Source organism: Streptomyces sp. NPDC005808 (assembly GCF_042871385.1).
Classification (GTDB): domain Bacteria; phylum Actinomycetota; class Actinomycetes; order Streptomycetales; family Streptomycetaceae; genus Streptomyces.
On the sequence record NZ_JBIAIK010000003.1, the window covers coordinates 432,339 to 450,375 of the forward strand.

Consider the following 18,037-nt stretch of genomic DNA (forward strand, 5'->3'; position numbering starts at 1 on the left):
GCACCATCATGGCGACCGAGGCGACCGAGGCGACCAAGTCCACCCGGGCCACCGAGGCGGCTCCGGGGATGGCGGACCTCGACCCGGACCCCGCCCGTATCCCCGAGACCGTGGCCGGGGGCACCGTCATTCTGCTCAACGGCACGTCCAGTTCGGGGAAGAGCAGCATCGCCCGGGAACTCCTCGAAGTCCTCGACGGGACGTGGTTCCACATGCCGGTGGACGCCTTTCACTCGATGCGCGGCGGTAGCGAGATAGCCGACGAGGATCTTCAGGCGGAGATCGACCGTACGGCCAAGGGATTCCACCGTGCTGTCGCGGGCATGGCGGCCGGTGGCAACAACCTCGTCGTCGATCATCCGCTGAGCCGTCGTTGGCGGCTGCTCGACCTTCTCGGTCTGCTCGTGCCGCAGGACACGGTGCTGGTGGGGGTCAGGTGCCCGCTGCCCGAGCTGGAGCGCCGGGAGAGCGAGCGCGGGGACCGGCAGCGGGGGCTGGCCGCCATGCAGTACGGCGAGGTGCACTCCCACGAACTGCACGATCTCGACGTTGACACCAGTCTCCTCAGCCCGCGGGAGTGCGCTCTTCGCGTGCGGGACTTCCTGGCGGACCGCCCGCGCCCCACCGCCTTCGAGACGCTCCGGCGGACACTTCGTACGCCTCAGGCTCTTGCTCTTCGGACCTTGCCGCAGGCGGACTGAGCCGGCGCGTTCAGGCTGGGTCCTCGTGGGCGTGCTTCAGGCGCGCGCGGGCGTCGACCGTTTCCGCGGGGATGACCTCCGACCAGAAGCGGTGGCAGGTCACGAACACGGCGAGCTCGCGCTCTCGTCGGCGGAGCTTCTCGACTTCGGCCTGTTCGTCTGCGGTCCAGCCGGGGGAGGCGGGGCGTTCCACCCTGCGCCAGCCGTTGGCGTCGCTGAAGCCGTCCAGCGGTTCGACCGACCAGGGGAGCCGCTTCAGCAGGGCCAGTAGCTCGGCCCGGACCTGATGCAGCTCCTCCTGACCAGCCAGGAGGTCACTCGGAAAGTCATAGGTCGCAGCCACGCGGCAATGGTACGCCTGTTCGATTTTGGGATGCGAGTTCCTTGGGGCACTTCACGCGAACGGGTGTGGCTGTTGTCCCTGTGACGTCAGCGGCGGGGCTACTGACCGTCGCTGACAGCCGACGGAACTCAGTGGTGATCCGGGGCCGCTCTGCATACGTTCGGCAGCATGGCTGACGAGTGCTTCGGGCATCCACGGCTCGCCGCGATATACGACCCGCTCGACCCTGATCGCAGCGATCTCGATGCATACCTCCAGATCGCCGAGGAGCTCAGGGCGCATCGAGTGCTGGACATCGGCTGCGGGACAGGGGTGTTCGCTCTCCTCCTGGCTGATCGCGGGATCGAGGTCGTCGGCGTCGATCCCGCCCAGGCGTCCGTCGAAGTGGCCCGGAGCAAGCCGGGCAGTGAGCGAGTGCGCTGGATCTGCGGTGACGCAGCAGCCCTACCGCATCTGCGGGTTGACCTTACGACGATGACAGCGAACGTCGCCCAGGCCATCGTCGAGCCCCAGACATGGCAGGGGACGCTACGGGGAGCCTACAAAGCACTGCGGCCCGGCGGGCACCTGGTGTTCGAGACCCGGGATCCGGCGAGGCGCGCTTGGGAGGAGTGGAGCCGTGGGAGCTCCTAAAGCGTGACGGAGATTCCAGGCGTCGGCGCCGTCGAGAGCTGGGTCCGGCTGATCGAGGTGAACTGGCCGCTGGTGACATTCCGGTGGACCTATGTGTTCGATACAGACGGACAAGTGCTGACGTCGGATTCGACGTTGCGCTTCCGCGAGCGGGAGGAGGTCGAGAGGGACCTGGTCACGCACGGCTACGTGATAGAGGACGTGCGCGACGCGCCTGACCGACCAGGCAAGGAGTTCGTTTTCCTCGCACGACGCCCCTGATGACGAACCGGGCGCCCCGACTGCGTCGTCGCGTTCTCCGAACTCACCTACGGCCACGGGAGCGATCTCCCGCACGTGAACGGCCGAGTGTGGTCGGACAAGGAACTCGCCGATCGTGCCTACCAACAGGCCGTTGACTCAGGCCACTGCGATCCGCCCCGCGCCCGCTGGAAGCTGTGGCTCGACTGACTGTCCTGGGGTTGTCGGTTCCCGTGGTTAGGGTGATCGCTTGGGCGGGCACGGACGGAGGGACCACCTGTGCCTGTGAGGAGGCGTGATGGGTGGCGGCATTCAGTGGCTTGTGGACCAGGACGACTGGCGGTACGGCGTGGTGTTCGCGCGCGGCCTCGCGCCGGAGGAACTGGGCGTGCGGATGGGCGGCGTGCCGGGATCTGTCGTGGCACCGATCACTGACACAGAGGCATGGCACATGATCCTGGACCTGGCGACGGATGACGATGACGTTGTGCGGGTCGGTGCGTGCGGTGGTTGGTCGTTCGCCGTTGAGTACGGTCTGGGTGACGGGGGTCGCAGGCTGGCCGAGATCTCCCGAAGCGGTGTGGAGGCGATCCATCTGGAACCCGCCCTGGACCACCCGCCGGCGATGTTCTCCTACGCGAGGGACGGGGAGGACCTCTGCGGGTTCGGAATCGGCGAAGAAGTATGGCGTTGGGGGGACCAGCCAGACCTGCTGCTGCCGGAGTTGATCGCGGCCGGCGTGCTGCACCCCGACGGCGAGTACGCACGATCGGAGAACGAGCCCTACCGCGACCGGGACCGCCACACCTTGTCGCTCATCGAGGCGCGATTCGGTCTCTCCCTTCCTCGCGACGAAGTGGAGACACTGCGTCTACCGGCCTTCGTCATCGGTTGAACCACAGTCGCTGACCGAGGCTCAGCAATCGGCAACGCTTCGATGGCCGATCTGGTCCCGGTCTCGAATGATCGGATCAAATTTGGTCGGCTCGACGACAGTGACGCCTTCGTCCTTACGGCGGGCCCGCCCGGCAGCAGCGCCATGCGTGACCGCTACAGCGCCTCGGCGGAGGACGCGTAAGACGCCATAACACGTAAGACGCGAAGCCCATCGCTCGCGCCGAAGCGATGACGAGTGCGGCTTCGCGGCCCACCCCGCCGCTCAGCCCGCCGGGGTGATGGTGACCTTGACATGTTTCATGAGGGGCTGGGCGCTCTGGGTGCTGTAGTCGCCGATCGCGCACAGGGCGTTCATCTCCGGCATGTAGCCGGCCGCGCAGCCGCGGGGGATGTCGTACGGGATGGCGAGGTAGCCGTCGAGGTGGCGGTGGGTGCCGTCCTTGGCGGTGCTGGTGATGTCGACCGGGTCGAGCTCGGAGAGGCCGCGCTCGCGCATGTCGTCCTTGTTCATGAAGACGAGCGTGCGCAGGTTCTTGATGCCGCGGTAGCGGTCGTTGTCGGAGTAGATCGTCGTGTTCCACTGGTCGTGGGAGCGCACGGTGGCCAGTGCCAGGGTGCCGGAGGCCGGGATCACGTCGGGCAGCGGCGCGGTGGAGAACTCGGCGCGGCCCGACGGGGTGAGGAAGACCAGTTCGCGGGCGGGCTGCTTGATCCGGAAGCCGAGCGGCAGGCGTACCCGGCGGTTGAAGTCCTCGAATCCGTCCAGGACTTGGGCCATGGTGTCGCGGATCCGGTCGTAGTCCTCGACGTACCACTGCCACGGGGTGTTGCCGTCCGGCAGGGCGGCGCGGGCCATCCCGGCGATGATGGCGGGTTCGGACAGGAGTTGCCGCGAGGCCGGACGCCTCATGCCGACGGACAGGTGGACCATGCTCATCGAGTCCTCGACCGAGGTGCTCTGGATGCCTTGGCGCTGCTGGTCCTTCTCGGTACGGCCCAGGCACGGCAGGATGAGCGCCCGGGTGCCGTGGACGAGATGGCTGCGGTTGAGCTTGGTGCTCACCTGGACGGTGAGCTCGCACTTGCGCAGTGCCTCGTGGGTGTACGGGGTGTCCGGCGCGGCGAGGGCGAAGTTGCCGCCCATGCCGACGAACACCTTCACGTCCCCGCGGTGCATCGCCTGGATGGTGCCTACGGTGTCCAGACCGTGCGCGGCCGGCGGGTCGATGTCGCAGACCTCGGCGAGTCGCGCCAGGAACTCCCCGGTGGGCCGGTGGTCGATGCCGCAGGTGCGGTTGCCCTGGACGTTGCTGTGCCCGCGTACGGGGGAGGGTCCCGCTCCCTCGCGGCCCAGATTGCCGCGCAGTAGAAGGACGTTGACGATCTCCCGCACGGTGTCGACGCCGTGTTCGTGCTGGCTGATCCCCAGGCACCAGCTGAAGATGCTCCGGTCGGCGTCACGGTAGACGCGCGCCGTCTTCAGGATGTCGTCACGCCCGACCCCGGACTGGCGCTCGATCTCCTCCCAGGAGGTCTCCTCGCACAGCGCCCGGTACTCGTCGAAGCCCGTGGTGTGGCGCTCGATGAACTCCCGGTCCAGCGCCTTGGGATCGGTCTTGGCCTGCTCCAGGACCGCCTTGGCGATACCGCGCATGAGCGCCATGTCGCCGCCGATCCGCGGTTGCAGGTTCAGGGTGCTGGTCCGTGTCGACTTGTTCAGCGCCATGGCCGTGAAGTCGTGCGGCACGATCGTTCGCGTGGCGGCTGCCTCGACCAGGGGATTGATGTGCACGATCTGGGCGCCGCGGCGGTATGCCTCGGCCAGGGCCGTCAGCATCCTGGGCGCGTTGGAGGCCGCGTTGACGCCCATGATGAACAGGGCGTCGGTGGCCTCCCAGTCCTTCAGGTCGACGGTCCCCTTGCCGGTCCCCAGGGACGCCCGCAGTGCGCGGCCGCTCGCCTCGTGGCACATGTTGGAACAGTCCGGGAGGTTGTTCGTGCCCAGTTCGCGGGCCATCAACTGGTAGAGGAAGGTGGCTTCGTTGCCGAGGCGGCCGGAGGTGTAGAACGACGCCTGATCAGGGCTGTCGAGTGCGCGCAGGGCGCCGCCGACCAGCTCGAACGCGTCGGCCCAGCCGATCGGGACGTAGTGGTCCGACTCCGGGTCGTAGACCATCGGCTCGGTCAGCCGGCCCGCGTCCTCCAGGGCGAAGTCGCTCCAGCCGGACAGCTCCGTGACGGAATGGGCGGTGAAGAACTCCCGGCCGACCCGTTTGTGGGTCATCTCCCAGGTGACGTGCTTGATGCCGTTCTCGCAGATGTCCAGGTGCAGGCCCTTGGTGTCGTCGGGCCAGGCGCAGCCGGGACAGTCGAAGCCCCGGTTCTCGTGGTTCATGCGCATGATCGCCCGCGGCCCGTCCACGAGGGCACGCTCGTGCGCCAGAACCTTGGCCACGCTCTTGGCCGCACCCCAGCCCGCGGCAGGGTGATGGTAGGGGTGGGAGGACGGATCGCCCTCGGCGTCGGGTCCCACTCGGGGTCCCAGCGCGTCCTGGGACTTCGGTCCCGCCTGGTCGTCACGCGAGGCATGGGAGGCAGCCAAGACTTCACCCTCTCACCGGCCGGGCGTGAGGCGCTCCCCGGCACTTCTCCTCAGGCTATGCCGGGGGCTCGGGTGCTGCCACGCCACGCGATCGGGAGACGCCTTCGCCGGGGGAGCAGCGGGCAGGTCGTCGAGAAAGGTCGTCGAGAAAGGTCGTCGGAAAGGTTGTCGGAAAGGTTTACGAGGAGACAGTCGTCGTCGAGCAGTCCCGCCGCTTTACATGCCTCGCCAGATGTTGTCGAAGGCCGCGTCCTCGACCCGTTTGCGTTGCCGTACGGTTTCCAATTCCGTGATGGCGTCGTTCACGGCGGCCAGTACGGTCGCGACTGCGTCGTCGGTGATGCTCGTGGCCTCTTCGGGCCGCTCGTCCTGGACGCCCACGGCGGCCGCGAGGGCGGCGAGGACGGGTTCGCCGGAGGCGAGGCGGTCGGTCGCCCGGCGTCGGGCCGGGGAGTCGGCCGGTTCGGCCCGGTCGGTCCGGCCGGGAATCCACCGGTGGCGTCGCGGGTTGAGCTGGGCCCCCGCTCCCAGGTCGGTCAGATAGGCCGCGGACAGGTCACGGCCCCGGCGCCACAGCAGGTCCTCGACCGACTCGTACGGCTGCTCCCGGACGAGCGAGGACGCGGCCTCGTGCAGCAGACGATCGCCCACGGCCCCCTGCGGGCCGGGCACGATGCGGTCGTCGTCCAGGGTGAGGGCCTGGGAGCCGAGGAGGTCGACCAGTTCGGCTCCCGCGAGGGCCAGTGACAGATCGCCCTGCTCGACGGGACGGCTGGACGAGACGTCCATGGTGATGATCAACAGGTCCCGCGGTGTGGTCATATTGGGCTCCATGTCTGAGACATCGGTGACGATACGTCGCCGAAGGGTCGGCCTGCACTTCCGGGGACGCGGGTCGGCGACCGGCGTCCCCGGAGGCCCGCGGGTCAGTGACCCGGCGCCGCCAACTCCCGCACCAGCCCGCTCGCCACCGGCACAGGCACTCCGTACCGGTCGGCCGCCCGCAGCAACGCCCCGCCGATCGCGTCCAGTTCGAGCGGGCGGCCTGCCTCGGCGTCGCGCTGCATGGAGGACTTGGTGGCGGGCGGGAAGGAGTCGTAGCGGGCGAGAGCGGCCGCCGGGTCGGCCGGAGCGCCGCACGCCGAGCTGACGGCCGCCGTCTCCGCGACCAGCGCCGCCAACTCCTCGCGGTGGAGGGTGCGCACGTCGCCCAGGGGAAGCCTGTACTGGGTGGTCAGCAGGGCGAACGGTGCGAGGAAGGACATCTTCGCCCACAGCGTCGCAACCTCGCCCTCCTGGACGCGGGTGCCCACCCCGGCCCCCGCCAGGGCTTCGGCGAGAGCGTCCAGCCGTTCGCGGTCCACTGTCTCGCCGGTCAGGTCGGCCTCCGCGAACGGGCTGCCGTGTTCGATCAGCCCCGGGGCGACGCGAGCCGACTCCACGCGGATCACCGCGGGGGCAACCCGGTCGCGGCCGTAGAGCTCGCGCAGGACCGCCGGGTGCTCGACGCCGTTCAGGAACGGTACGAGGAGGCCGTCGCCCGGCGCCTTCGCCGGGACGCGCTCCAGGGCCGCGTCCAGCGCCGTGGCCTTGACCGCGATCAGACACGCGTCGACGGGCTCACGCAGCTCGGTGTCCGCCTCGACCCGCGCCGTGAAGTCGCCGAAGTGCCCGCTGCGTACGCGGATGCCGTCCGCGCCCAGCGTCCGCGCGGTCTCGGCGCCCGCCAGGCAGATCACCCGGTGCCCGGCGCGGGCCAGCAGCGCGGCGAGCAGGCCCCCCACGCCGCCGGGGCCCAGTACCGCGACGGTCATACGCGTGACTTGCGCTGTCTTCATGGTCCTTCGTTCCTCTCGCCGGTCGGCCCCCGGGAAGGGTGGCCGCCTCGGAGCGGATCATCGCAGCCGGTACGGACGGGTCGATACCCCGGGGACGACAGCCGCGGCCCGGCGCAGGCGCGAGACCGGACGTCGGGGTACGCAACACCAGACGGCGGCGTACGCAAGACCGGACGTCGGGGTACGCGAGACCGGACGTCGGGGTACGCGAGACCGGACGTCGGGGTACGCGAGACCGGACGTCGGGGTACGCGACACCGGACGGCGGCGTACGCGCGACACTGGACGTATGTGCCGCAGCATCAAGACACTCCGTCCGCCCGTGATCCCCGAAGAGGCCACCGAGGAGGAGATCCGCGCCGCCGCCCTCCAGTACGTCCGCAAGGTGTCCGGCTTCCGGGCCCCCGCCGCACACAACCGTGAGGTCTTCGACCAGGCGGTCGAGGCGATCGCGGCGGCCACGGCCGAACTCCTGGACGGCCTGGAAGTACGCGGGGCAGCAGCCCAACGCGCCTAGCCAGGGGGCGTCGTTCGGATCCCCCGGGGCGATCCGAACGCCGCCCTCTAGGCGCGGACCGGCTCCGCGCGCGCGGGCCGCCGCATCAGGAACGCCGCGCCCGCGCCCGCGCCGAACAGCGCCACGAGCGAAACCCCGGTGGCGAGCCACGTCGCGCCCAGCCACTGGCCGCCGAAATAGCCGAGGGCGACGCTGTACACGGCCCAGGACAGGCCCGCGAGGATCGACCAGGGCAGGAACTCGCGGACGCGGCGGTGGGCGGCGCCGGCGCCGAGTGAGACGACCGAGCGGCCGGCCGGGGCGAAGCGGGCGACCACGACCAGCGGGCCGCCGCCTCGTGCGAGGGCGGCGCCGAGACGTTCCTGCGCGCTGGTCAGGCGGCGGGAGCGGGCGATGGCACGGTCCAGACGTTCGCCACCGCGCCAGGCCAGTCGGTACGCCACCAGGTCGCCCAGGACGGAGGCGGTGGCCGCGGACAGGGTGAGGAACAGGATGTCGGGCACCGCCTGCGGGACCTCGCCGGTCGCGGAGCCCGCCGCCGCGGCGGTCGCGGCCATGATCACCAGCACGCCGCTCGGCAGCACCGGCAGGAAGACGTCGAGCAGGACCGAGGTGGCCACCGCCACGTAGATCCATGGGCTGCCCGTCAGCAACCCCACACTCTCCAGCACCCGAAACACTCCCCTGTACTCCCCCCGTAGGCACAACCACGCCGCGGCGTAGCGGGGAGCGGCAGGGCGGCCTGTGACAGCCATACAGCGTACGCGGCGGGTGTGACAGGAGTTCCACGGGGGGCTCGTGGGTCTCTCACGCCACGTTCACCCGGCTGCCGCCTCCGCACGGCGTACCGGGCCGACTTCCCGTACCAACGAAAGGGGGATCGATTCGGCGGGGGTGCGCACAAGCCCAAGAGGAGTTGGACAGCGATGGTGGCAGGGATATTCGTCGGCGCTCTGGCGTCGGCCGTACTGGCGACGGGCGGCAGCGGTACGGCCGCGCCCGACGGCTACTGGATGAAGACGGACGCGCGGTTCGCGCCGCCCACCGCCTTCGTCCCGTCGGCGGCACTGACGTACGACACCGAGCTCGTGCCCGCGGCCGCCCGGATCGAGGTGAGCCAGCGCACGGAGGCGCGTGGCGCCACGACCGTACGGCTGAAGGTGGAGGGCCTGACGCCGGGGCACGCGTACGGCGTGCATGTGCACCAGAAGCCGTGCGGCGCCGATCCGGCCGCCGCGGGCGGGCACTACCAGCACCGCAAGGACCCCGTGCAGCCGCCGACCGATCCGGCCTACGCCAACGCCGACAACGAGGTCTGGCTGGACTTCACGGCCGACGGCCGCGGCGACGGCGGGGCAAGCGCCCGGCACGACTGGAACTTCAGACGCGGCGAGGCGTCCTCCGTGGTGCTGCACAGCGCCCCGGGCATGGCCGGCTCCAGGGTGGCCTGCTTCACGGTCCCGTTCGGGTGGGCGGCCGGGACGGGCTGAGCGGGTACGACGTCCGGCTCGTACGCGTGGGCGGACGCCGGCGCCCTTCCTCGCGTACGAGGGGACGGGCGCCGTCGCGCGAGCCGTCAGGCCGTGACGGGCTCCGAGGTCTGCTTGTCCGCCGACTCCGCCGACTCCGCCGACTCCGAGCCCGTGGACGCGGACGTGCGGGAGGCGAGGAAGCGGTCGAGGCCGAAAGCGCCGGAGCCGGTGAAGACCAGCAGCAAGAAGGCCCAGCTGAACATCGCCGCGGCCTCGCCGCCGTTCTGGATCGGCCACAGGGCACCCGACTGGTGCACGTCGAAGTACGCGTACGCCATCGAGCCCGAGGCGATGAACGCGGCGGCGCGGGTGCCGAGGCCGAGCAGTACCAGGACGCCGCCGACGAACTGGATGACGGCCGCGTACCAGCCGGGCCAGGTGCCGGCGTCGATGGTGCCGCCGCCCCTCGCGCCACCGAGGACTCCGAAGAGTGAGGCGGCGCCGTGGCAGGCGAAGAGGAGGCCGACGACGATGCGGAACAGGGCGATGGCATAGGGCTGGGCGCTGTTGAGGCGTCCGGACAGGCCGGGTCTCATGGGGTGTCTCCTTCGGTCGGAGCCGGTCCGGTGGGACGGACCGGTCGTGGGGACGGAACCGAGTGAGCCCTTTACGGTAGGTGTACCTAATCTATGCTTGCAAGTTCAACATTCGGCCACGGATCTGCTTCCGCCTCTGCTTCCGCCTTCGCTTCCGTTCGCGTTTCCGTGTCGGTCGTCGCCGCACGCAGTGCGACTCGTAGTGCCTCCCGCGCCACCGCGTCGGCGTCGGCGAGCATGACCGAATCCACGCCCGGCCTGGCCCCGGCCGCGGTTACCCAGTGCACCCCTTCCGTGGGCACGCCGAACGCGAACCGCCGTGGGTGCGACCGGCCCTGACGATCGATCAGACGGTAAGGGCGCGGTGTTACGTCCAAGCCTCCGGTTTCGTAACCGTCGACGGTGTGCGGACGGCACCGCCCCGTCTTCATCAGCCGCCCGAGCAACTCGTCGGCGGTCCGCCGCACGTCCGCTTCCGGCAGCCGCGCCTCGATGAGCGTCGTCGTGCGTACGGCCGAACCCGGCACGTCGGGGGAGTGCGCGACCCAGGCCCCGCCCTCGGCCCGCACCCCGAGCCGGGGCCCGAGAACGGTCAGCGCACCCGCCTCGATCAGTGCCGCCATCTCCTCGACGCGCCGGCGCGGCGGCCCGATGGAGAGGAACGCGTTGAGCGGCGTATACCAACGGTCCAGGTGTTCCCGGCGTGAAGCGCCCGAGAGCCCTCCGTGGTCCACTATCCGGCGCAGTTCGTTGCGCAGGTCGCGCAGCACGTCCAGGGCGGCCTTGAGCGGGCCCTCGACATTGCCGAGCGCCGCCTCCTCGGCGTCCGTGCGGAGATGTCCGAGCAGCCAGTTCCGCCAGGCGCAGGGACCGGTGAAGACCTGTCCGGCATAGGGGCGCGAAATGCGGTCCCAGGACCAGTGGTTGTCGGCTGGAATGCCGAACTCGGCCAGAATCAGACCCTCTTGGGTGCTGCGGTGCGGGGCGGAGCGGAAGCGGTCCCTGAACTCCCCGGCCCCAGGACCCCCCAACAGCCCCTCGTAATAGACCGTTTCCACCTCCTTCGCCACCAACGGCCATATCTCGCGCAGAAAGTCCGGTGCGTCACCGTTGTCCGCGCGTTTGCGGAAGGAGGCGATCACGTCGTCGGTGAGGACGACGGGCAGATGCCGGCCGTACGGGCCCTTCGCGTTGTCGCCGCGGGCCTGGTGCGGGATGCCGCGCCGGGAGCCGGCGTACAGACGGGGCTCGTCGCCCGAGGGGAGGTAACGCAGGTGGCCCTGGTGGGTGCGGGTGAAGCGGCCGCCGCGGCCCGTGCTCAACAGGGCCATGTGGTCGAAGAAGTTGAGGCCGAGGCCGCGCAGCAGGACCGGCTCGCCGGGGGCCAGTGAGGAGAGGTCGACGTCGGCCGGATTGGCGGGCGGGACACGGCGCAGGCCGTGCCGTTCGGCGTACGCGGTGAGGTGCTGCTCCGCGGGGTCGGCGAGGACCGGAAGATGGCCCTGGGTGAGGATCACGGCGGCGAGTCCCGACAGCGTGCGGCCGGTGGAGAGGGTGAGTGTCTGACGGCCGTCGCGCGCGTCGTCGAGCCGGGTCGCACGGGCGGTGTGCACCTCGACCCGTACCTCGGGCGGCGCCTCCCGCACCACCTCGCCGAAGACCCACTCCAGATAGTGGCCGTACTGGGCGCGGGTCGGATAGTCGTCGGGGCCGAGCCCGCCGTCCGCCCATGCGTGCAGGCTCGGGCCCGGGCGTATCGGCCCCGAGCAGTCCACGCTCTCGTCGGTGAAGAGGGTCACCTGCGAGGCCACGGTGTTCATGAGCAGGTGCGGCGACTGCGTGGTGCGCCAGACGCGGCCGGGTCCCGGTGGGGCGGGATCGACGATGTGAACCGTCAGCCGTACACCGGGTGCGAGGAGTTCCGGCGCGGAGGCGCAGAGGCGCTCCAGGACGCTGGTGCCACGCGGCCCGGCACCGACGAGGGCGACGGAGACATGGCGGGTTCCGGTGGGCGCGGCGGGTGGTGCGGACAAAGAGGTGACTCCCGGCATGTGGGGGTGCAAGGCGGCGGACCGTCCACCGGAAGCGGACGGTCCGCCTCATCATGCCGTCGTACGGTGCGGGAGCCGAGACCCGGGGCAGACCCTCGGCGCCGCATGTGGGATGCCTCACGAGCATCAGGGACAACGAGCACAACAACCGTACACAAGGCGCTTATCGGGGTGTGAGCACCGACTCGTCCACCGTCTCCAGGCGGACGTCGTCCCCGCCGCGTACCTCCCGTGCCTGGTCCAGGCGCAGGGTGGCGGAACGCCCGCGCAGGGTCAGGGTCATCAGCTGGTTGCCGAACCAGGGTCCGCCGCTCCTGCCCCAGTCGACGGGCGGGTGCGGGCAGCGGCCGTGCCGGCGGAGCCGGTGTCCGATCCTGCGCCCCAGCCGGCTCCAGCCGAAACGGAAGCCGAACTTGATGTAGAAGGGGACGGAGTTGTGCACGGGGGAACAGGTCAACTGCAAGACCCGGGCGTCGGGTTGCGCGCCGTCGACCCAGGACGGCTCGGCGACGTACGCATGGTGCACGTCCCCGGACAGCACACATACGGTGGCCGGGGCGTCGTCCCCCGACCCCACCTGCGCGATGAACTCGGTGAGCGCCGTGAACGACGACGGGAACGCCGCCCAGTGCTCCAGATCGGCCGCCCTGCGCACCTTCTCCCCGAACCGCGCCCACCGATCGCCCCGTTCACCCACGCACAGCGCCGCGTTCCAGGACTCCGCGTCGTGTACGAGCGGCGGAAGCAGCCAGGGCAGAGAGGTGCCGATGAGGAGATGGTCGTACGAGCCGGGGTCTTCCAGTGCCTGTTCGCGCAGCCACTGCGCCTCGCCGGGGTCGATCATCCGGCGGTTCTGTTCGTCCAGGACGCGGGCCGCGCGGGTGTCGAGCATGACGACGCGGACCCGGCCGAAGTCGCGGCGGTAGCTCCAGCGGACGGAGGCCGGGTCGGCGTCGGCCTGTGCGGCGAAGGCGCGCAGGACGTCGGTGCCGTCGGGGCTCTCGCGGACGGCGGCGTACACGGGGTCCTCGGACAGTTCGTGCGGGGAGAGGTTGCCGAGGTGCTGGTATACCCAGTACGAGGTCAGGCCGCTCAGGATCCGCTCACGCCACCACGGTGTTTCGCGCATGTCGGCGACCCAGGCGGCGCTGGTGTTCCAGTCGTCTATGACGTCGTGGTCGTCGAAGATCATGCAGCTGGGCACGGTGGACAGCAGCCAGCGGATCTCGGGGTCGAGCCAGGACTCGTAGTAGAGGCGGGTGTACTCCTCGTAGTCCGCGATCTGGTGGCCCGGCGGGTCGTCGAGGCCGCGGCGGGCGGCGATCCAGGCGAGCGTGGCCTTGGAGAGCTCGTCCGCGTACACCTGGTCGCCCAGCAGCAGCAGAACGTCCGGACGCTCGCCGTCCGGTGCGCCGGCGATGCGATCCGCCAGGGTGTCCAGCGCGTCCGGGCCCACCGGGTCGTGCTCGTGCTCGGGCGGCGCGGCCCAGCGGCAGGAGCCGAAGGTGACCCGGACGGCCTCCCCGTCGGGGGTTCTGACGACCGAGGGCGGGAAGGCGGAGTCGGGCAGTGGCCAGACGGGTACGTCGTCCAGCCGCACCTCGTACGCGGTCCTCGTGCCCGGGGTCAGTCCGCTCACCGGCACCAACGCGTAGTGGTGTCCGGCGATCTGGAAGGTCCGGGCCTCGCCGCTGCTCCCGTCGGCGCAGCGCACCTCGGCGGTGCACGGACGGCTCGTCTCGACCCAGAAGGTCGCGGACGAGCCGTCGACGTACCTCAGCAGGGGTCCCAGGCGCAGTTCCGCCAAGTTGATCAGCCTCCTCCGTCGCCCCGTACGGTACGGAACGAAGGGGGTCGGCGGGGAGGTTCCGGGAACCGAGTTGATGACAATCGCGCCGGATCAGCAGCCGCTGAGGACCGAGGTCAGCTTGGTCTTCTCCGCGGTGTCGACCGAGAGGTCGTAGTAGTACTTCACCTGGACCCAGGCGCGGACGTACGTGCAGGCGTAGGCGGTGCGCGACGGCATCCAGGTGGCCGGGTCCTGGTCGCCCTTGGCCTGGTTCACGTTGTCCGTGACCGCGATGAGCTGCGGGCGGGTCAGGTCGTTGGCGAAGTTCTGGCGCTGGGTGCTGGTCCAGCTGTCGGCGCCGGAGTCCCAGGCCTCGGCCAGCGGCACGAGGTGGTCGATGTCGAGGTCGGCGGCGGCGGTCCAGGTGGCGCCGTCGTAGACGGAGTACCAGCTGCCGCTGGTGGACGCACACGCGGAGTCGGTGACGACGCCCGAGCCGTCCCGCTTGAGGACGGTCTCGCGGGTGTTGCAGGTGCCGGAGATGGTGATCCAGTGGTTGAACAGGTCGCGGTCGTAGCCGGTGCGGTCCTCGGTGGCGACGGTGAGGGAGGCCAGGTAGGTGCGGGCGGTGGCGGCACTGACCGGGGTGGGCAGCGCGGCGGAGGCGGTCGGGCCGTTGAAAATCCCGACCATGGCTATCAGACCGGTGACGGCTGCGAGTATGCTCAGTCGTCGACGCGCGTAGACCTTGGGCATGCGAACTCCATGGGAGTCGGGGGACGTTGGGGGCGAGCGAGCACATGCTTGCGGCGGCGTGTTTCCACGAGGTGTGTGCCAGGTGAGAAGCTAATGACGTGCGCATGACACATCAACACTTCTGACGCACCAGAACTCCTACGCCTGCGGCGGGACCAAGGGCCCTACGGAGCCCGCGCGGCCATCCCGTACGATGGATGACGCAGAAGGGGAGTAGCTCTTCGCCGGACCGTCGACATACTGCTCAGCTCGTCTGAGCCGGCGCCCGGAGGCAGACCTCGTCACACGGGGCCGGCCAGCGAGACCTTCGGCAAGCAGTGCACCGCCTGTGCCTTTCGGCCCGGGCTCCTTGTGTGCTGCCATGCCGAGGTGTCGCAGTGCAGCACAGCACTCTCGGTGGGGCAGCCCGACCGATTGAGGAATTTTGATCAGCTTCAGCGTGATGGCGCTCGTCTTCGGCGTCGTCTTCCTTGCCGAACTCCCCGACAAGACGGCCCTCGCCGGACTCGTCCTCGGCACGCGTTACCGCGCCTCGTACGTCTTCGCCGGTGTCGCCGCCGCCTTCGCCCTCCATGTCGCGCTCGCCGTGGCGGCGGGCAGTGTCCTGACCCTGCTGCCGCAGCAGATCCTGCACGCGCTCACGGGCGTGCTCTTCCTGGGGGGTGCCGCGGTGCTCCTGCTGAAAAAGGACGAGGACGAGGGGGAGATCCGCAAGCCCGAGAACCAGGGCTTCTGGAAGGTCTCCGGGGCGGGTTTCATGCTCATCCTGGTCGCCGAGTTCGGTGACCTCACCCAGATCATGACGGCGAACCTCGCGGCCCGCTACGACGACCCGCTCTCCGTCGGCCTCGGTGCGGTCCTCGCGCTGTGGGCGGTCGCCGGGCTCGGCATCGTCGGGGGCAAGGCCCTGATGAAGCGGGTGCCGCTGAGTCTGGTGACCAAGGTCGCGGCGGTGCTGATGCTGGGGCTGGGGGTGTGGAGCCTGTTCGAGGCGGTGACGGGGTGAGGCGGGCGGCCCGCCTTCTGGCGCCGGGCTTGCGGCTTGCGACTTCCGGCTTGCGGCTTGCGGCTTGCGGCTTCCGGCTTCCCAGGTGTCCCTGTGACGTTCTGCTGGTGTCGGGCTGCTGTCAGGGAGGTGGCCGTATGCGGGCAGGTCGACTGAGTGCCTGGTCGGGGGCGGTGGCGCCGGAGTCCTCCATTTTGTATGGTTGAGAAACAAAGTGATTCCCGCCCGTACTCCCTGACCGGCGGGCGGGGTCACCTTGTTCCTCTTGTTCCTGGGGGCCGTAGCCGGTCCCCTTTACTGGGTTTTCCGGGTTTCCACGATCCGTTCTCCACGTTCGGTTCTCCACGGTTCGTTTCCCCGTTTTGCACGGTCCGTTCCACGTTCCGTTTCCACGTCTCTTGCGCTCTGGAGCATGCCGATGACGGCTCCCACCGTTCTGACCGCCCGCGCCCTCCTGCTCGACATGGACGGCACCCTCGTCAACTCGGACGCCGTCGTCGAGCGCTGCTGGCTCCGCTGGGCCGACCGGCACGGGCTGGACGGGGCCGAGGTCATGAAGGTCGTCCACGGCAGGCAGGGGTACGCCTCCATGGCGGTGCTGCTGCCGGAGCGGCCGATGGAGCAGAACCACGTGGACAACGCGCGGATGCTCGCGGAGGAGACCGCCGACATGGACGGCGTCTTCGCGATACCCGGCGCTTCGGAGTTTCTGGCCTCCCTGGTCGACGGGGGGCTGTCGCACGCGCTCGTCACCTCCGCGGACGTGGGGCTGTCCACCGCGCGGATGGCTGCCGCCGGGCTTGCGCTGCCCGACGTGCGGGTCACCGCCGAGTCCGTCGGCGCGAGCAAGCCGGATCCCGAGGGGTTTCTGAAGGGCGCCGCCGAACTCGGCGTCGCGCCTGAGGACTGTGTCGTCTTCGAGGACTCCGGGGCCGGGATCGCGGCGGGGCGTGCCGCCGGGATGCGCGTCGTCGGGGTCGGCCCTCGGGCGGGCGTCCACCGTCCCGACGCCCTGGTCCATGACCTGGCCCAGGTGCGGGTGGAGGCCATGTGGGGTGGGGGGATTCGGCTGCACCTTGGGTGAGCGGGGCTGCGCCGGGGCGGGGCGTGAGTTTTTTCGCCCCCTCCGCCCCTGCCCGTCCCTTGTTCCTGGGGGCTGCCGCCCCCAGACCCCCGCTTCGGCCTGAACGGCCTCGTCCTCAAACGCCGGACGGGCTGGAAAGACCGCCCCCGGGTGGGTGGGGATCGGGTGGACGGGGGATCGGGTGGCGCGGCCTCGTCACGGCTCCGCCGTCTCCGCCTCCAGACTCGTGCGGGTCGTTCGGCCGTACACGCCCAGCTCGTCGGCCGTGAGTCCCCGGGCCCACTGGTAGCGGGTTACGGCGTCCTCGACCTGACTGTCGTAGTCGCCGTCGGCTTCGCCGATGTACAGGGCCAACTGGGTCAGGCGCAGCTGGAGTTCGGTGACCTCGGTGCCGCTGTCGCCGCGGCGCAGGCTCTCGGTGTCGGTTTCGTCGCCCGGGGCCACGCCGCTGGCCTCCACCGCGTCGTCGGCATTCTCGGTCGTGGGCGTGCGCGTCGGGGTGGCCGGTGAGGACGGGGTTGCGGCGGGGCTCGACCGCGGTGGCGCGGAAGGTGACCGGCTCGTGCTGGGCGACGGGGCCGGTGCGGCCGGCACCGGCGCCGACGACTCGCTCGCGGACGGCGACGCGGAGGCGGACGAGGGCGAGGCATCCGGCACGCTTGCCCGTACCGGGTCCGGCGCGGCCTCGTCCCGCGAGGGAGACTCGTACGTGAAGAGCCCGCTCGCGAACCCCGCAGCGGCCACCGCCGTGACCGCGGCCCCGCTGACGCCCAGGAACACCAACCGCCGCCGACGCCGGGGCTGCTCATCCGGCTGTCCGCCGACGTGGACCCCGACCTCGCCCGGCACGGCGGCCAGCCGTACCGTCGCCGCCGAGGCCTCCTCGGGCAGCTTCGTCGCGGCGACAGGCACCGGCGCGTACATCGGCACCAAACCGGCGGTACGCGTGCCCGCGCTCGTGCCGGTACCTGCGCTCGTACCGGTGCTGTCGCCCGTGCCCGCGCTCGTGCCGTTACTTGTGCTCGTACCGGTGCTGTCGCCCGTGCCCGCGCTCGTGCCGTTACTCGTGCTCGTACCGGTGCCGTCGCCCGCGCTCGTACCCGTGCCGTCGCCCGCCTCCTCCGTCTCCAACTCCACGTAGGGCCGAATCCGGAGCGGGTCGAAGTCCTCCGCCGCAGCGGCCTCTGCCGTACGCGCATCCCGCAGCGCGTCCGACGCCCGCTGGGTGCAGCCGCACGTCGGGGTGCCCTGCTGCGTGCGGGGTGCCGTGCACTCGGGGCATACATGCTTGTTCGGTTCAGTCACGCCTGGGTTCCCCTCCCCTCTCCTCCTCCTGAGGCACTCTCCTCCCCCTGAGGAACTCCAGAGATTATCCGCAAGTCCCCCGCAATCTCCCCGGAGCCCCCGGAATCCCGCCTTCCGCAGGGGGCGTACGGGATTCAACAGGCCATAATCGGTCACACCGATCAGGATGGGGGATGACGGAGACGCGGGGGCCGGCGGGAGGTCCGC

General features: G+C 70.4%; 18 protein-coding genes and 1 pseudogene. 9 read left to right on the forward strand and 10 right to left on the reverse strand.

All coding sequences use genetic code 11. The features are described 5' to 3' along the window. Positions 1–8: 8 nt before the first annotated feature. Positions 9–701 carry an AAA family ATPase gene (locus ACFYPC_RS09065; protein ID WP_388672903.1) on the forward strand — a complete coding sequence of 231 codons (693 nt, stop codon included), beginning with the start codon at positions 9–11 and terminating at the stop codon, positions 699–701. A 10-nt stretch (positions 702–711) separates the two neighbouring features. Here the strand turns inward: ACFYPC_RS09065 and ACFYPC_RS09070 are convergent, their stop codons facing one another. Further along, positions 712–1,044 (reverse strand): hypothetical protein, encoded by a 333-nt coding sequence (locus ACFYPC_RS09070; protein ID WP_388672905.1) that lies wholly within the window; start codon positions 1,042–1,044, stop codon positions 712–714. A 168-nt stretch (positions 1,045–1,212) separates the two neighbouring features. Here ACFYPC_RS09070 and ACFYPC_RS09075 point away from each other — a divergent pair. The 3 genes and pseudogenes from ACFYPC_RS09075 (at position 1,213) to ACFYPC_RS09085 (ending at position 2,995) form a co-directional block, all read left to right on the forward strand. Next, positions 1,213–1,938: pseudogene (locus ACFYPC_RS09075) on the forward strand (class I SAM-dependent methyltransferase). 277 nt (positions 1,939–2,215) lie between these two features. Further along, complete coding sequence (locus ACFYPC_RS09080; protein ID WP_388672907.1) at positions 2,216–2,812, forward strand: DUF6461 domain-containing protein; 597 nt, start codon at positions 2,216–2,218, stop codon at positions 2,810–2,812. 42 nt (positions 2,813–2,854) lie between these two features. Then, positions 2,855–2,995, forward strand: coding sequence for a hypothetical protein (locus ACFYPC_RS09085; protein ID WP_388672909.1), 141 nt, complete (start codon positions 2,855–2,857; stop codon positions 2,993–2,995). 81 nt (positions 2,996–3,076) lie between these two features. Here ACFYPC_RS09085 and ACFYPC_RS09090 read toward each other — a convergent pair whose 3' ends face one another. The 3 genes from ACFYPC_RS09090 to ACFYPC_RS09100 form a co-directional block, all read right to left on the reverse strand. Then, entirely contained in the window at positions 3,077–5,359 is a 2,283-nt protein-coding gene (locus ACFYPC_RS09090; protein ID WP_388673402.1) for an FdhF/YdeP family oxidoreductase, read from the reverse strand. A 273-nt stretch (positions 5,360–5,632) separates the two neighbouring features. Next, positions 5,633–6,238, reverse strand: a complete 606-nt coding sequence (locus ACFYPC_RS09095; protein ID WP_388672911.1) for a GPP34 family phosphoprotein — start codon at positions 6,236–6,238, stop codon at positions 5,633–5,635. A 104-nt stretch (positions 6,239–6,342) separates the two neighbouring features. Continuing rightward, positions 6,343–7,254 (reverse strand): ketopantoate reductase family protein, encoded by a 912-nt coding sequence (locus tag ACFYPC_RS09100; RefSeq protein WP_388672913.1) that lies wholly within the window; start codon positions 7,252–7,254, stop codon positions 6,343–6,345. 289 nt (positions 7,255–7,543) lie between these two features. Here ACFYPC_RS09100 and ACFYPC_RS09105 point away from each other — a divergent pair, with 289 nt between their 5' ends. Next, positions 7,544–7,771 (forward strand): DUF2277 domain-containing protein, encoded by a 228-nt coding sequence (locus ACFYPC_RS09105; RefSeq protein WP_388672915.1) that lies wholly within the window; start codon positions 7,544–7,546, stop codon positions 7,769–7,771. 47 nt (positions 7,772–7,818) lie between these two features. Here ACFYPC_RS09105 and ACFYPC_RS09110 read toward each other — a convergent pair whose 3' ends face one another. Further along, entirely contained in the window at positions 7,819–8,442 is a 624-nt protein-coding gene (locus tag ACFYPC_RS09110) for a DedA family protein (RefSeq protein ID WP_388672917.1), read from the reverse strand. 255 nt (positions 8,443–8,697) lie between these two features. Between ACFYPC_RS09110 and ACFYPC_RS09115 the strand changes: the two genes are divergently transcribed. Then, positions 8,698–9,261: a superoxide dismutase family protein gene (locus ACFYPC_RS09115; RefSeq protein WP_388672919.1), complete on the forward strand. Its 564-nt coding sequence runs from the start codon at positions 8,698–8,700 to the stop codon at positions 9,259–9,261. Between the two features lie 86 nt (positions 9,262–9,347). Here the strand turns inward: ACFYPC_RS09115 and ACFYPC_RS09120 are convergent, their stop codons facing one another. The 4 genes from ACFYPC_RS09120 to ACFYPC_RS09135 form a co-directional block, all read right to left on the reverse strand. Next, a complete protein-coding gene (locus ACFYPC_RS09120; RefSeq protein ID WP_388673404.1) occupies positions 9,348–9,827 on the reverse strand; it encodes a DoxX family protein in 480 nt (159 codons plus the stop codon). A gap of 98 nt (positions 9,828–9,925) precedes the next feature. Next, positions 9,926–11,890 (reverse strand): FAD/NAD(P)-binding protein, encoded by a 1,965-nt coding sequence (locus tag ACFYPC_RS09125; protein WP_388672921.1) that lies wholly within the window; start codon positions 11,888–11,890, stop codon positions 9,926–9,928. Positions 11,891–12,053: 163 nt separating this feature from the next. After that, the gene (locus tag ACFYPC_RS09130) at positions 12,054–13,697 is read right to left on the reverse strand and encodes an alkaline phosphatase D family protein (protein WP_388672923.1); all 1,644 of its coding nucleotides are present in this window, start codon (positions 13,695–13,697) and stop codon (positions 12,054–12,056) included. A gap of 93 nt (positions 13,698–13,790) precedes the next feature. Next, positions 13,791–14,435: an HNH endonuclease family protein gene (locus ACFYPC_RS09135; RefSeq protein WP_388672925.1), complete on the reverse strand. Its 645-nt coding sequence runs from the start codon at positions 14,433–14,435 to the stop codon at positions 13,791–13,793. Positions 14,436–14,859: 424 nt separating this feature from the next. On the opposite strand from ACFYPC_RS09135, the gene ACFYPC_RS09140 reads away from it, so the two are divergent. Together ACFYPC_RS09140 and ACFYPC_RS09145 are read left to right on the forward strand one after the other, a co-directional pair. Then, positions 14,860–15,441, forward strand: coding sequence for a TMEM165/GDT1 family protein (locus ACFYPC_RS09140; RefSeq protein ID WP_388672927.1), 582 nt, complete (start codon positions 14,860–14,862; stop codon positions 15,439–15,441). 412 nt (positions 15,442–15,853) lie between these two features. After that, positions 15,854–16,525, forward strand: coding sequence for an HAD-IA family hydrolase (locus ACFYPC_RS09145; RefSeq protein WP_388672929.1), 672 nt, complete (start codon positions 15,854–15,856; stop codon positions 16,523–16,525). Between the two features lie 195 nt (positions 16,526–16,720). On the opposite strand, the gene ACFYPC_RS09150 is transcribed toward ACFYPC_RS09145, so the two are convergent. After that, complete coding sequence (locus tag ACFYPC_RS09150; protein ID WP_388672931.1) at positions 16,721–16,969, reverse strand: peptidoglycan-binding protein; 249 nt, start codon at positions 16,967–16,969, stop codon at positions 16,721–16,723. A 43-nt stretch (positions 16,970–17,012) separates the two neighbouring features. Here ACFYPC_RS09150 and ACFYPC_RS09155 point away from each other — a divergent pair, with 43 nt between their 5' ends. Continuing rightward, complete coding sequence (locus tag ACFYPC_RS09155) at positions 17,013–17,666, forward strand: hypothetical protein (RefSeq protein WP_388672933.1); 654 nt, start codon at positions 17,013–17,015, stop codon at positions 17,664–17,666. Positions 17,667–18,037: the final 371 nt, after the last annotated feature.